Raw genomic sequence first — 13,915 nt, forward strand, 5'->3', positions numbered from 1 at the left:
CTCCTCAGCCTCCCGCGCCCTGCTCGCTGGTCACCGCCGGCTCACCGGCGGCCGGCTGCGGCACGCCGATGGTCCGCCCGTCGGGCAGCCGGATGAACGCCGGCGGCCCCGAGTCGACCAGGCCCAGCTTGCGGGCCCGGGCCACCAGGTTGCCCGGCGCCTCGGCCTTGGTGATCTGGTCCTCCAGCTGCTGCTGGCGCAGGTCCAGCGTGGCCTGCTGGTCCTGCATCCGGGACAGCCGGATGGCGTTCTCGTTGATCTTCGTGTTGACCACCAGGATGCCCAGCACCCCGCCGACCACCACGGCGAGGATCAGCGCCACGAATGGCGCCCGCGGCACCAGCACTGGCGCCGGCGGCGCCACGGTGAGCCGGGCCGCCGACTGGCGGTTGGACGCCGCGGCCGCCGTGCGGCGCACGACCACCGGCTCGACGGCCAGCGCGGCCGTCCCCTCGGCCCGCGGGCCGGTCCCGGCCGCGGGCGGTTCGGGCGCCGTCCGGGCCCGCCGGGCCGGGCCCTCCGCGCCGGCCGAGCGGACCCCGCCGGCCGTACGCCGGACCGGGCCGGGCGGCGGCGTCCCGGTGCCCCGCTGCGCCACGATCCGGCCCCCCGACCGTGGTGTGCGCTGCGCTGCGTCGCGCCGCTCGCCGGTGTCCCGGCGGTCGCGCCTGTTGACGTTCATCATCCCTCCCCCTGTGTTGCCTCTCCCCCGTGACGCGGCCGTTCGCGGCGGCCCCGCCTGATTTGCCCTCCCACGGCGTCCGGATCGATCCGCTCCGCCGCGCGCAGCCGCACCGACGCGGCGCGTGGGTTGGCGGCGACCTCGGCCGCGCCCGGCAGCTCGGCGCCGCGGCTGAGCAGCCGCAGCGTCGGGCCCGTGCCCGGCAGTTCGACCGGCAGGTCCACCGGGCCGGTGCTGCGCGCCCGGCCGGCGAACGCCTGCTTGGTGATCCGGTCCTCCAGCGAGTGGTAGGACAGCACCACCAACCGCCCACCGACGGTGAGCGCGTCGAGGGCGGCCGGCAGCGCACTCTCCAGCGCCGCCAGTTCCCGGTTTACCTCGATCCGTAAAGCCTGAAACGTTCTTTTTGCCGGATGTCCGCCCGATCGTCGGGCCGGGGCCGGGATGGCCTCCCGGACCAGCTCGGCCAGCCGGGCCGAGGAGGTGATCCGGGACCGCTCCCGCTCGCGCAGGATCGCCGAGGCGACCCGGCCGGCGAACCGCTCCTCGCCGTACACCCGCAGGATCCGGGCCAGCTCGCCGTGCTGGTAGCCGTTCACCACCTCCTCGGCGGTGATGCCGGCGGTCTGGTCCATCCGCATGTCCAGCGGGGCGTCCTGGGCGTACGCGAAGCCCCGGTCCGGCTCGTCCAGCTGGAGCGAGGAGACGCCGAGGTCGAACAGCACCCCGTCGACGCCCGGCAGGTCGAGCCGGTCGAGCACGGCCGGCAGTTCGTCATAGACCGCGTGCACCAGGTGCACGCGGTCGGCGAACCGGTCCAGCCGGGCCCGCGCGTGGGCCAGCGCCTCCGGATCCCGGTCGAGTCCGACCAGGACGGTCTCCGGATGCGCCGCGAGCACCGCCTCGGCGTGCCCGCCCAGCCCCAGGGTCGCGTCGACGTGCACGGTGCGACCGGGCCGGGACAGCGCGGGAGCCAGCAGCTCAAGACACCGCTCGAGCAGCACGGGCACGTGCGTGCCCCTGAGCTCTCCCATCTCGACCCCCACCTGACCGCCGTCCCGCCCCTTGTCGGCGCGCTCGCCGTACCGCTCGTCATACCGCCAGATCCCCATCCGCTCGCGGGCCCGGGCCGCGCCGTGCGGTGCGTCCGGGTCGCGCGCCTGGCACCGGGGAAGAGGCGCCAGGAGCACGAGCGGGTGGAGATCTCGCAGTACGTCGGGCTGCTCGGCCCTACAGTCCGCCCGGCAACACCCCCTGCTCGATGTCCGCGAAGTCGTCTTCGCTCTCGGCGAGGTATGTCTCCCAGGCCTGCCGGTCCCAGATCTCCACCCGGCTGCTGGCCCCGATCACCACGAGCTCCCGGGTCAGCGCCGCGTACTCCCGCAGGTGAACCGGGATGGTGACCCGCCCCTGCTTGTCCGGCACCTCGTCGTGAGCGCTGGCGAAGAAGACCCGGCTGTACGCCCGGGCCGCCTTGTGCGTCATGGGCTGCTCGCGCAGCTGCCCGGCGATCCGCTGGAACTCGAGCATCGGGAAGACGTACAGGCAGCGTTCCTGGCCCTTCGTGATCACGACACCTCCCGCCAGCTCGTCCCGGAACTTGGCCGGGAGGATCAGCCGACCCTTGTCGTCCAGGCGCGGAGTGTGGGTGCCGAGAAACATCGGCCCAACCCCCTTGCCCTTCAGCGGCGTTCGCGGCGCCGCTCACCCCCGGGCCGGTGGTCCCGATCCCCGGGCCACCATCGCGCTCCACTGTACTCCACTTCCCTCCACTCGCAACCGATTCCGCCCCGTCGCGCGGCCCACTCGCCGGAGAAATGCCCAGGTCAACCGGGGTGGAGAGAGGTGGAGGGGATCGGCATGTCGCGCTCCCGTCCGCTATCTGACATCCGCTCCACCACCCGGATCACCGGTCAGGTTGGCCGGATAAAGGGGCAAATAAAGGACGGTGGTCCGGGTCTATCGGCCGTTCGTATGAAGGGGGTGGAGGAAAGTGGAGCCCCGCCGCCGCCGGGCCGGCCACCAGGGGCCTCCGGTAATCTCGCCTCCGTGACGGACGGGAAGATGCCCCTGCGGGCCAAGGTCGCCAGTTCGGTGTCGCGGACCGCCGCGGCGCTGTCCCGCGCCGCCGGGAAGGGCGACGGGTCGGTGATCGGCGGCTGGATCGGCCTCAAGATCGATCCAGAGCTGCTTGCCCACCTCGCCAACGGGCGGTCCATCGCCCTGGTCTCGGGCACCAACGGCAAGACCACCACCACCCGGCTGACCGCGGCCGCGCTCGGGGTGCTGGGGCCGGTGGCCACCAACTCGTTCGGCGCCAACATGCCGACCGGCCACACGTCCGCGCTGGCCAAGGCCGGCCGCACGCCGTTCGCCGTGCTCGAGGTGGACGAGCACTACCTGCCGCAGGTGATCGAGGCCACCGAGCCGCACGCCATCGCGCTGCTGAACCTCTCCCGGGACCAGCTCGACCGGGCGAAGGAGGTGGCCATGATGGCCCAGCTCTGGCGGGCCACCCTGATCCGCTACCCGGCCATCCGGGTGGTGGCCAACGCCGACGATCCGATGGTGGTGTGGGCGGCCACGCCGCCGGCCGGTCCGCTCCGGGCGGAACGGGTGGTGACCTGGTTCAGCGCCGGCCAGCGCTGGCACGACGACTCGTGGGTGTGCCCCGAGTGTGGGTCCGCGATCGAGCGGTCCGGCGAGGACTGGTGGTGCGCGGGCTGCCCGCTGCGCCGCCCCCGGCCGCAGTGGGTGGTGGAGGACGAGGGCGTCCTCGACCCCACCGGGGCCTGGCACAAGGTGCAGCTCCAGCTGCCCGGCAAGGTCAACATCGGCAACGCGGCCACCGCGCTGGCCGTGGCGGCCGAGTTCGGCGTACGCCCCACCGACGCGGTCTCCCGGCTCGGCACGGTGACCTCGGTGGCCGGCCGGTATGCCCAGGTGGTGCGGGACGGCCGGAACATCCGGCTGCTGCTGGCGAAGAACCCGGCCAGCTGGCTGGAGGCGTTCGACATGGCCGACGAGGCGCCGACCCTGCTGTCCATCAACGCCCGCGACCCGGACGGGCTGGACACCTCCTGGCTGTTCGACGTGGACTTCGCGCCGCTGCGCGGACGGCAGGTGCTGATCACCGGCGACCGGGCCTATGACCTGGCCGTCCGGCTGGACGTCAACCGGGTGCCGTTCCAGCACGTCCGCACCTTCCGCGAGGCCGTCGCCGCGGTGCCGCCCGGTCGACTCGAGGTGATCGCCAACTACACGGCGTTCCAGGACATCCGAGCGGAGTTGGACCGTGTCAACTGAGAGCCTGCGCATCGTCTGGATCTATCCCGACCTGCTGTCCACGTACGGCGACCGGGGCAACATGCTCATCCTGGCCCACCGGGCCCAGCGACGCGGCCTGCCGGTGGAGATGTACGAAGTGCGATCCGACCAGCCGGTGCCCAGTTCGGCCGACATCTACCTGATCGGCGGCGGCGAGGACGGGCCGCAGGCGCTCGCCGCGCAGCGGCTGCTCGGCGACGGCGGCCTGCACCGGGCGGTGGCCCAGGGCTCGGTGGTGTTCGCCGTCTGCGCGGGTTACCAGCTGCTCGGCTCGTCCTTCTACGCCAAGGGCGCCCGGTGCGCCGGCCTCGACCTGCTGGACCTCAGCTCCGACCGGGGGCCCTCGCGGGCCGTCGGCGAGCTGGCCGGCCCGATCGACCCGCGGCTCGGGCTGCCGCCGCTGAGCGGCTTCGAGAACCACGGCGGCCGCACCCACCTCGGCTCCGGCGTCTTCCCGCTGGCCCGGGTCAGCACCGGGGTCGGCAACGACGGCGCCAGCGAGGGCGCGTGGCACGGCAAGCTGCTCGGGACGTACTCGCACGGCCCCGCCCTGGCCCGCAACCCGGCGCTGGCCGACCTGCTGCTGCGCTGGGCCGTCGGCGCCCGGGAACTGCCGCCGCTGGACGACTCCTGGTCCGACCGGCTGCGCTCGGAACGGGCCGCCGCGGTGGCCGCCGCCGCTCGGCAGTGACCTCGGCCCGAGAACCCAACCGGGACCCGGCGGGCACCGCGGGTCCGGTCGACGCCGCGGACCGGGCAGCCGACGCGGCGGACGCCGGGCAGCCGGCAGACCCGGCCGGCACCGCACACGCGATCGACACCGCACACGCGACGGACACCGCACACCCGGCCGACACCGCACACGCGACGGACACCGCGGCACCGGGCCGAGCGGACACCGCGGTGAACACGCCCGGCCCGGCGGGGTCGGCCGGGCGCGGGCGCCGGTTGGCGGCGGCCGGGGTGGCCGCCGCCCGGACGCTGGTGGATCATCGGGCCGGTCGCCGCTTCCTGGCCCTGCTGGTGGTGCTCGGGCTCTGCGCGCTGGGCCTGCTGCTGATGCCCCATCCCGATCTGGCCGCGGCGCCCCGGCTGGCACACCGGCTGGGCCCGGCCGCCCCGGTCGCGGCGGTCGTTCTCGGCGCCGTGCTCATGGCGGTGCTGGTGCCGCGCACCCTCATCACGGTGGCCTGGGGCGCCCTCTTCGGCCCGTTGCAGGGCGCCGGCTACACCCTCGCGGCCGCCCTGCTCGCGGCGGCCATCGGCTTCGGGGTCGGCCGCACGCTGGGCCGGGACTTCATCGCCGAGCGGCTGCGCGGCCGGCTGGGCCGGCTGGACGACTGGTTCAGCCGGCAGAGCGTGCTCGGGGTGATCACCGTACGGCTGCTGCCGGTGGGCGGCTTCGGCCTGGTCAGCTACGGCTACGGCACCACCGGGGTGCGGCTCGGGCCGTACCTGGTGGGCAGCGTGCTGGCCTGCGCGCCGTCGGCCTTCGGGTACGCCGCCCTCGGCGCGGCCGTGACCAACCCGGGCCACTTCAACTGGCTGGCCGTGGCCCCGGCCAGCCTCGGGCTGTTCGCCAGCCTCGCCCTCGCCCGCGGCTGGTGGCGGGCCGAACGCCCGAACCGCCCCCAGCGCCCCACCACCCCCTGACGACGGCCCGTCGGCACATCCCCCGCCCACCCCGCCCCGGGGCGGGGCTGGGTGGGTGGGCCGGCGGGCCGGTCAGGCGACGACCGAGACCATCCGGCCCGGCACCACGATGACCTTGCGTGGCTCCTTGCCGGCCAGCGAGCCGCCGACCGCCGCCAGCGCGGCCGACCGGACCTCGTCCTCGGGCGCGTCGGCGGGCACCTCGACCCGGCCACGGACCTTGCCGTTGACCTGCACCGGGTACGTCACCGTGGCCACCGTCAGCAGCGCCGGATCGGCCACCGGGTAGTCCGCGTAGGTCAGCGACCCGGGGTGCCCCAGCCGCTGCCACAGTTCCTCCGCGATGTGCGGGGCGAACGGGGCCAGCATCAGCACCAGCGGCTCGGCCACCTCGCGCGGCGTGGCCGGCAACCGGGTGATCCCGTTGGTCAGCTCGATCAGCTTGGCGATCGCCGTGTTGAACCGGATCCCGGCCATGTCGCCGCGCACCCCGTCGATCGTGCGGTGCAGCAGCCGCCGGGTCTCGTCGTCGGCCGGGTCGTCCGTCACCCGCAGCGCGCCGGTTTGCTCGTCGACCAGGGCCCGCCAGACCCGCTGCAGGAACCGGTGCGAGCCGACCACGGCCCGGGTCTCCCACGGGCGGGCCAGCTCCAGCGGGCCCATCGACATCTCGTACACCCGGAACGTGTCGGCGCCGTACGCCGCGCACATCTCGTCGGGGGTCACCACGTTCTTCAGCGACTTGCCCATCTTGCCGTACTCGCGACGCACCGGGGCGTCGCCCAGGAAGTAGCCGCCGTCCCGCTCGGCCACCTCGGCCGCCTCGACGTAGGAGCCGCGCTCGTCGGTGTACGCGTACGCCTGCACCATGCCCTGGTTGAACAGCCGCCGGAACGGCTCGTACGAGGAGACCTCGCCCAGGTCGTACAGCACCTTGTGCCAGAACCGGGCGTACAGCAGGTGCAGCACGGCGTGCTCGGCGCCGCCGACGTACAGGTCGGTGCCGCCACAGTCGTCGGCGTCCCGCGGGCCCATCCAGTACCGCTCGTTGACCGGGTCGACGAACCGCTGCGCGTTGTGGGGGTCCAGGTAGCGCAGCTCGTACCAGCAGGAGCCGGCCCACTGCGGCATCACGTTGGTCTCCCGGATGTAGGACCGCGGCCCGTCGCCCAGGTCCAGCTCCACCTCCACCCAGTCCTTGCGCCGGGACAGCGGGGTCTCCGGCTCGGAGTCGGCGTCGGCGGGGTCGAAGGTGCGCGGGGCGAAGTCGTCCACCTCCGGCAGCTCGACCGGCAGCATCGACTCGGGCAGCGCGATCGGCAGGCCCGTCTCGTCGTACACGATCGGGAACGGCTCGCCCCAGTACCGCTGCCGGCTGAACAGCCAGTCCCGCAGCCGGTAGGTGACGGCCCGCTCGCCGTGCCCGTTGGCCTCCAGCCAGTCGATGATCCGGGCCTTGGCCTCGGTGACACCCAGGCCGTCCAGCACCAGGCCGCGGTCGGGCGCGGCGCTGTTGATGGCCGGGCCCTCCCCGGTGTACGCCTTGCCCGCGAAGCCGTCGGCCGGCTGCACGGTACGCACGATCGGCAGGTCGAACACCTCGGCGAAGTCCCAGTCCCGCTCGTCCTGCCCGGGCACCGCCATGATGGCCCCGGTGCCATAGCCGGCCAGCACGTAGTCGGCCACGAAGATCGGCATACGGTCGCCGGTGACCGGGTTCGTGGCGTACGCGCCGGTGAAGACCCCGGTCTTCTCCCGGTTCTCCACCTGCCGCTCGACGTCGGTCTTGGCGGCCGCCTCCGCGCGGTACGCCGCCACGGCCTCGGCCGGCGAGTCGTGCCCGCCGGTCCAGGCCGGCCGGGTGCCCGCCGGCCACGCCGAGCGCACCAGCCGGTCCACCAGCCGGTGCTCCGGGGCCAGCACCAGATAGGTGGCGCCGAAGATGGTGTCCGGCCGGGTGGTGAAGACCCGCACCGGCTCCAGCTCGGTCGGGAAGTCGATGTGCGCGCCCACCGAGCGGCCGATCCAGTTCCGCTGCATCAGCTTGATCGGCTCGGGCCAGTCCAGCTTGTCCAGGTCCGCCAGCAGCCGGTCGCCGTACGCGGTGATCCGCATCATCCACTGCTTCAGGTTGCGCTTGAAGACCGGGAAGTTGCCGCGCTCGGACCGCCCGTCGGCGGTCACCTCCTCGTTGGCCAGCACGGTGCCCAGGCCCGGGCACCAGTTCACCGGCGCCTGCGAGACGTACGCCAGCCGGTGGTCGTCGATGATCCGGCGCCGCTCGGCCGACGACAGCTCGCCCCACGGCCGGCCGTCCGGGGTCGGCCGGGCGCCGGCGGCGAACTCGGCGACCAGCTCGTCGATCGGGCGGGCCCGGTCGGCGGACCGGTCGTACCAGGAGTTGAAGATGCGCAGGAAGATCCACTGGGTCCAGCGGTAGAAGTCGGTGTCGATGGTGGCCACCGAGCGCCGCTGGTCGTACCCCATGCCCAGCCGGGCCAGCTGGGCCCGGTACCGGTCGATGTTCGCCTCGGTGGTGGTCCGCGGGTGGGTGCCGGTCTGCACCGCGTACTGCTCGGCCGGCAGGCCGAACGCGTCGAAGCCCATGGTGTGCAGGACGTTCCGGCCGGTCATCCGCTGGTACCGGGCGAAGCAGTCGGTGCCGATGTAGCCCAGCGGGTGGCCCACGTGCAGGCCCGCGCCCGACGGGTACGGGAACATGTCCAGCACGTACAGCTTCTCGGCGCCGGCCCGCGGATGGTCGGGATCGGCCAGCGGGCCGGTCGGGTTGGGCGCGGCGAAGGTCTGCTCCCGCCGCCACCGGTCCTGCCAGCGCAGCTCCAGCTCACCGGCCAGCTGCGCGGTGTACCGGAACGGCGGGATGTCGGCGGTCGGCTCGGCTGCGGACGTCATCGCTCACCTCGGGTCGAACTCGGCGGGGCCGGACGGGTGGGGTCGCGGCGGCGGACCGTCGCGCGGGCACAAAAAAGCCCCTCACAAGGAGGGGTTGCCGTGCTGTCGCTGTCTGACGCGTCAGCACGGCTCGCTAAGGAGCAGGTCGGCCCCGGGCATGGACGCAGTGTAGCGCCTGCGCCGGCCGCGGCGCAGCGGGAGCCGCCGGACCCCACACTGTCGCGGAAAGTCACCGATCGCGTCGGCGAATGCACGGTGGGGTCACCCGAGCGGTCGATCGTTCCCGGGAGGTCGGCGCGGAGCGCGGATAGCGCTAGCCTGAAGCGTGCGGGTAACCGGACATCGGGACCGGAAATCAATCTCCCGCCAACCTTGCCGCCGGTCTCGGCAGTCTTTGTAGCACCGCGGCACAGCGACGAGGAGGAACCCCGGTGAGACAGCAGACCTGGGACGAGTTGGGGGGCGCCCTGCCCGGCGACGAGTTCCGCGCCGCGAGCGATGCCATCGTGGCCAACATCGAGCAGGTCATCGAGGGCAAGACGGCGATCGTCCGGCTGGCGCTGGCCGTGCTGCTCGCCGAGGGACACCTCTTGATCGAGGACGTGCCCGGGGTGGGAAAGACCAAGCTGGCCAAGGCGTTGGCCCGGTCCATCGACTGCTCGGTGCGCCGGATCCAGTTCACCCCGGACCTGCTGCCCAGCGACGTCACCGGGGTCAGCGTCTTCAACCAGGAGACGCACGACTTCGAGTTCAAGCCGGGCGCCGTGTTCGCCAACCTGGTCGTCGGCGACGAGATCAACCGGGCCTCCCCGAAGACCCAGTCGGCGCTGCTGGAGTGCATGGAGGAGCGGCAGGTCACCGTCGACGGCGTGACGTACGAGCTGCAGACGCCGTTCATGGTGATCGCCACCCAGAACCCGATCGAGATGGAGGGGACGTACCCGCTCCCCGAGGCCCAGCGCGACCGGTTCACCGCCCGGATCGCCATGGGCTATCCCGACCCGGGCGCCGAGCTGGCCATGCTGGCCGTGCACGGCGGCGCCGACCCGATGGGCGCGCTGCGGCCGGTGTCCGACGCCGCCGTCGTGCGCCAGCTGATCGCCACGGTCCGGCAGGTGCACGTGGCCGACTCGGTGCAGCAGTACGCCATCGACCTGGTGACCGCCACCCGGGAGTCCCCCGACCTGCGGCTCGGCGCCTCACCCCGGGCGACGCTGCAGCTGCTGCGCACGGCCCGCGCGGTGGCCGCCCTCGACGGCCGCGACTACGTGCTGCCGGACGACCTGCAGGCGCTGGCCGTGCCGGTGCTGGCCCACCGGGTCATCCCGAACGCGGACGCCCAGCTGGCCCGGCGGACCACCGACGCGGTGGTGGCCGACCTGGTCCGGCGGCTCCCGGTGCCGGCCGAGCGCCGGCGCGCGCCCTACGACGGCCAGCCGGGCGGCACGCCCGACGGGCCGGGCCGGTCGCCGTACAGCCGGGGGCGGTGAGGATGCGCGAGGCGCTGCGCGGGCTGACCACGCGGGGCCGGTCGTTCCTCGCGGCGGCCGTCGCCGCGGCGCTGTCCGCGCTCGTCCTCGGCGAGAAGGACCTGCTCCGGGTGGCCGTGCTGCTGGCCGTGCTGCCGCTGCTGGCGGTCTTCTATGTCGGGCGCAGCCGGTACCGGCTGGCCTGCACCCGCTCGCTGGAGCCGCACCGGGTGCAGGCCGGCGCCACCTCCCGGGTGGTGCTGCACCTGCAGAACCTGTCCCGGCTGCCCACCGGGACGCTGCTGCTGGAGGATCGGCTGCCGTACGCGCTCGGCAGCCGGCCGCGGGTGGTGCTGGAACGGCTGGGCGCCCACCAGGGCAGCTCGGTGGCGTACACGGTGCGGGCCGACGTGCGCGGCCGGTACGAGGTGGGCCCGCTGGCGGTGCGGCTCACCGACCCGTTCGGGCTGTGCGAGCTGAGCCGCGCCTTCCCGAGCACCGACCGGCTCACCGTGATCCCGCGGGTGGTGCCCCTGCCGAACGTGCGGGTGGCCGGCGAGTACGCCGGCACCGGCGACAGCCGGGCCCGATCGGTGGCCGTGCACGGCGAGGACGACGCGGCCACCCGGGAATACCGGTACGGCGACGACCTGCGCCGGGTGCACTGGAAATCCACGGCCCGCACCGGCGAGCTGATGGTGCGCCGCGAGGAGCAGCCGTGGGAGAGCCGCGCCACCGTCGTCCTGGACACCCGGGCCGCCGCGCACCGCGGCGAGGGACCCACGGCGAGCTTCGAGTGGGCCGTCTCGGCCGTGGCCAGCATCGCGGTGCACCTGCGCCGGGCCGGCTACAAGATCCGGCTGGTGACCGGCCCGGAGGTCGACCTCGACGCCGCGGACGGGGGCGGCGAGGGCCTGCTGCTCGACCACCTGGCCGAGGTCCGCGTCACGCAGCGGGTCGACCTGGGCCTGCTGGCCGAGCGGGTCCGCCAGCGGACCCGCGGCGGCCTGGTGATCGCGGTGCTGGGCACCTCCACTGCCGCCGAGGCGCAGCTGCTGCGCGGGCTGCGGGACGGCGGCGCCGCCTGCATCGGCTTCCTGGTCGACAGCACCAGCTGGGTCAACCTGGGTGAGCCCGCCCGGGCCGAGGCCGACCAGGCGCACGAGGCGACGGCGCTGAAGCTGCTGGAGGGCGGCTGGAAGGTGATCGGAGTGGAGCACGGCGCGGCCCTGCCGGCGCTGTGGCCGCAGGTGGCCCGGCGCACCCAGGGCTTCGCGCGGCGGGCGGCGATGGCCGAGACGGTGGCCGGAGGAATGCGATGAGGAGTACGCGGTACCTCGGCTTCGTGGCGGCCGCCGCCACGGTGCTGGCGGCGGCGCCGCTGTCCACCATCTTCGACCAGTGGACCTGGCTGATCCAGGTGATCCTCGCGGTGGCCGCCGGGTACGGCGCGGCGACCCTGGCCCGGCACCTGCGGGCGCCGCTGTGGGGTCAGGTGGGCGCCATGCTGCTGGCCCTGCTGCTCGTGCTCACCTGGATGTTCCCCAGCGGCCGGGAATGGCTGGCCGTCATCCCCACCCTCGGCACCTTCGACTACTTCGGTCACCTGATCGTGTCCTCCGGCGCCGACATGCGCGGGTACGGCATCCCGGTGCCGGACACCACCCCCCTGCTGTTCATCACCGTGCTCGGCGTGGCCGGCGTGGCCGTGGTGGTCGACGTGCTCAGCGTCGGCCTGCGCCGGCCGGCCCTGGCCGGCCTGCCGATGCTGGCCATCTACTCGGTGCCGGTCGCCGTCTCGCCGGACAGCGTGCCGGCGCTGCCGTTCGTGGTCGGCACGATCGGCTTCCTGTGGCTGCTGGTGGCCGACAACGTGGACCGGGTACGCCGGTTCGGCCGGCGGTTCACCGGCGACGGCCGGACCGTCGACCTGTGGGAGCCGTCGCCGCTCTCGGCCGCCGGCCGGCGGCTGGCCACGGTGGGGGTGGTGCTGGCCGTGCTCCTGCCGCTCGCCGTGCCGGGCATGACCACCGGCCTGCTCAGCTCGATCCAGACCGACCCGACCGGTGAGGGCAACGGCTCCGGCAACGGCGGGCCGGCCGGCCGGGTGAACCTGTTCGCCGCCCTCAGCGGCCAGCTCAACCAGAGCGAGAGCCGCGAGATGGCCCGGGTCACCACCAGCGAGCAGCGGCCGTTCTACCTGCGCTTCGCGGTGGCCGACGAGGTACGCACCGACGGGTTCCGGGTCCGCTCGCCGCGGGGCAACCCGGTCGGCCGGGGGCTGGCGCAGGTCGACCAGGACAGCACGGCCGGGGTGACCCGGCAGACCGAAGAGGCGACCGTGGAGATCAGCTCCGATTTCCCGATGCCGCCGCTGCTGCCCACGTACACCGATCCGACCCGGGTCAGCGGGCTCGACTCGTCCTGGCTGTACGACCCGGGCCTGCAGGTCATCTATTCCAACCGCAGCCAGGCGCGCGGCAAGAAGTACACCTTCCAGTACGTCCGCTCGACGTACAGCCGGGGGGTGCTCACGGGCGCGCCCAGCCTGGCCAGCGACGACCAGATGCGCCGGTTTACCACCGTGCCCCGGGAGGAGCGGGTGGACTCGCTGGTCCGCCGGCTCACCGCGGGCAAGGGGTCGGACTACGCCAAGGTACGCGCCCTCTACGACTACTTCTCCGCCGAGAACGGGTTCCGCTACACCCTGTCCACCAAGGGCGGCACCAGCGGCAGCGACATCGTGGACTTCCTGACCAACAAGCAGGGCTTCTGCCAGCAGTACGCCGCCGCGCTGGCCTGGATGGTGCGCTCGGCCGGCGTCCCGGCCCGGGTGGCGTTCGGCTTCACCAACGGCACCAGCACGGGCGGCAACTCGTACGTGCTGACCAACAAAAACCTGCACGCCTGGACCGAGGTCTACTTCACCGGCATCGGTTGGGTGCCGTTCGACGCCACCCCGGCCGCCTCGGTGCCCGGATCGGTCCGGTCGGCCTGGGCCCCGGACACCGACACCCCGGACGCGCCCGCGCCGTCGGCCGGCACCGACTCGGCCGACCGGCCCGGCGCGGCCACCGGACCGGGTTCGAACCGGCCGGACACCGACCCGGCCGACGCGCTGCCCGGGGCGGTGCCGGAGACCCAGGCCGCGCAGCCGGGCCAGCCGTGGTGGATCCTGCCGGCCGTGGCGCTGCTGGTGCTGCTGATCGCGCTGCCCGCTGTACGCCGGTTGATGCTGCGGCGGCGCCGGACCCACCGGCTCGCCACCGGGCCGGTGGTGCCCGCCCCGCGGGTCGAGGAGCCCGGCGTCATCCAGGTTGTCACCGACGGCGGCTCCGGGCGGGCCCGCGCGGACGCGCACGCCGTCTGGGACGAGCTGCTGGACACCATGGTCGACTTCCGGGTGCCGGTGAACCCCGCCGAGACCCCCCGGCTGACGGCCGAACGCCTGGCCAGCGACGACCTGTCCGGGCCGGCGGCCGACGCGGCCCGGCTGCTGGGTCGGGCCGAGGAGCTGGCCCGGTACGCCCCCGACCCCAGCCGGGAGGGGCCGCTCGGCCCGGCGCTGCGTTCGGTACGCCGCGGGCTGGCCGCCGGGGCGTCCCGGCGGACCCGGATGACCGCGGTGCTCCTGCCGCCGTCGGTGCTGCTGCGCTGGCGGACGGCCACGATCGAGGGTTACGCCCGGATGGTGAACTCGGCGGACCGCGCCAACGCCGGCCTCCGGCGCTGGAGTCCGCGCCGGCTCATCGGCCAACGCGTGGCCCGCTGACCCGGACCCGGACCCACCCCCCCACCCGGCCGCCCCCACCCGCGCGTGGGCCACCGCCGCGATCTTGCACTTTGGGCCCTCGGATTGCGAAGCCTGTCC

The 13,915-nt window shown here is 74.1% G+C and carries 10 protein-coding genes; 6 read left to right on the forward strand and 4 right to left on the reverse strand.

Annotated features, from left to right (window positions below):
* Positions 1–4: 4 nt before the first annotated feature.
* The 3 genes from ftsL to mraZ form a co-directional block, all read right to left on the reverse strand.
* Positions 5–682 carry a cell division protein FtsL gene (gene ftsL / locus ACFFHU_RS18970; protein ID WP_377340721.1) on the reverse strand — a complete coding sequence of 226 codons (678 nt, stop codon included), beginning with the start codon at positions 680–682 and terminating at the stop codon, positions 5–7.
* Positions 682–1,728 (reverse strand): 16S rRNA (cytosine(1402)-N(4))-methyltransferase RsmH, encoded by a 1,047-nt coding sequence (gene rsmH / locus ACFFHU_RS18975; protein ID WP_377341216.1) that lies wholly within the window; start codon positions 1,726–1,728, stop codon positions 682–684. Before rsmH ends, ftsL begins: the two co-directional genes overlap by 1 nt.
* A gap of 184 nt (positions 1,729–1,912) precedes the next feature.
* The gene (mraZ, locus tag ACFFHU_RS18980; protein WP_095566175.1) at positions 1,913–2,344 is read right to left on the reverse strand and encodes a division/cell wall cluster transcriptional repressor MraZ; all 432 of its coding nucleotides are present in this window, start codon (positions 2,342–2,344) and stop codon (positions 1,913–1,915) included.
* A gap of 402 nt (positions 2,345–2,746) precedes the next feature.
* Between mraZ and ACFFHU_RS18985 the strand changes: the two genes are divergently transcribed.
* From ACFFHU_RS18985 to ACFFHU_RS18995, 3 genes are all read left to right on the forward strand, one after another.
* Complete coding sequence (locus ACFFHU_RS18985; RefSeq protein ID WP_377341217.1) at positions 2,747–3,988, forward strand: MurT ligase domain-containing protein; 1,242 nt, start codon at positions 2,747–2,749, stop codon at positions 3,986–3,988.
* Entirely contained in the window at positions 3,978–4,700 is a 723-nt protein-coding gene (locus ACFFHU_RS18990) for a type 1 glutamine amidotransferase (RefSeq protein ID WP_377340724.1), read from the forward strand. The genes ACFFHU_RS18985 and ACFFHU_RS18990 overlap by 11 nt, the downstream gene beginning before the upstream one ends.
* Positions 4,701–4,912: 212 nt before the next feature.
* Positions 4,913–5,662, forward strand: coding sequence for a TVP38/TMEM64 family protein (locus tag ACFFHU_RS18995; RefSeq protein ID WP_377340726.1), 750 nt, complete (start codon positions 4,913–4,915; stop codon positions 5,660–5,662).
* A gap of 72 nt (positions 5,663–5,734) precedes the next feature.
* Here the strand turns inward: ACFFHU_RS18995 and leuS are convergent, their stop codons facing one another.
* Positions 5,735–8,575 carry a leucine--tRNA ligase gene (leuS, locus tag ACFFHU_RS19000; protein ID WP_377340728.1) on the reverse strand — a complete coding sequence of 947 codons (2,841 nt, stop codon included), beginning with the start codon at positions 8,573–8,575 and terminating at the stop codon, positions 5,735–5,737.
* Positions 8,576–9,006: 431 nt separating this feature from the next.
* Between leuS and ACFFHU_RS19005 the strand changes: the two genes are divergently transcribed.
* The 3 genes from ACFFHU_RS19005 to ACFFHU_RS19015 are packed head-to-tail and all read left to right on the forward strand — an operon-like array spanning position 9,007 to position 13,816.
* Complete coding sequence (locus ACFFHU_RS19005) at positions 9,007–10,065, forward strand: AAA family ATPase (protein ID WP_377340730.1); 1,059 nt, start codon at positions 9,007–9,009, stop codon at positions 10,063–10,065.
* A 2-nt stretch (positions 10,066–10,067) separates the two neighbouring features.
* The gene (locus ACFFHU_RS19010) at positions 10,068–11,366 is read left to right on the forward strand and encodes a DUF58 domain-containing protein (RefSeq protein ID WP_377341218.1); all 1,299 of its coding nucleotides are present in this window, start codon (positions 10,068–10,070) and stop codon (positions 11,364–11,366) included.
* The gene (locus ACFFHU_RS19015; RefSeq protein WP_377340731.1) at positions 11,363–13,816 is read left to right on the forward strand and encodes a transglutaminase TgpA family protein; all 2,454 of its coding nucleotides are present in this window, start codon (positions 11,363–11,365) and stop codon (positions 13,814–13,816) included. The genes ACFFHU_RS19010 and ACFFHU_RS19015 overlap by 4 nt, the downstream gene beginning before the upstream one ends.
* The last annotated feature ends 99 nt before the right edge of the window (positions 13,817–13,915 follow it).

The organism is Plantactinospora siamensis, from assembly GCF_042434095.1.
Lineage (GTDB): Bacteria > Actinomycetota > Actinomycetes > Mycobacteriales > Micromonosporaceae > KBS50.

What these genes read in the sequence shown, in the direction of transcription:
- mraZ (WP_095566175.1), bottom strand. Translation starts at nt 2,344, where the DNA reads ATGTTTCTCGGCACCCACACTCCGCGCCTGGACGACAAGGGTCGGCTG.
- ACFFHU_RS18985 (WP_377341217.1), top strand. Translation starts at nt 2,747, where the DNA reads ATGCCCCTGCGGGCCAAGGTCGCCAGTTCGGTGTCGCGGACCGCCGCG.
- ftsL (WP_377340721.1), bottom strand. Translation starts at nt 682, where the DNA reads ATGAACGTCAACAGGCGCGACCGCCGGGACACCGGCGAGCGGCGCGAC.
- ACFFHU_RS19015 (WP_377340731.1), top strand. Translation starts at nt 11,363, where the DNA reads ATGAGGAGTACGCGGTACCTCGGCTTCGTGGCGGCCGCCGCCACGGTG.
- ACFFHU_RS19010 (WP_377341218.1), top strand. Translation starts at nt 10,068, where the DNA reads ATGCGCGAGGCGCTGCGCGGGCTGACCACGCGGGGCCGGTCGTTCCTC.
- leuS (WP_377340728.1), bottom strand. Translation starts at nt 8,575, where the DNA reads ATGACGTCCGCAGCCGAGCCGACCGCCGACATCCCGCCGTTCCGGTAC.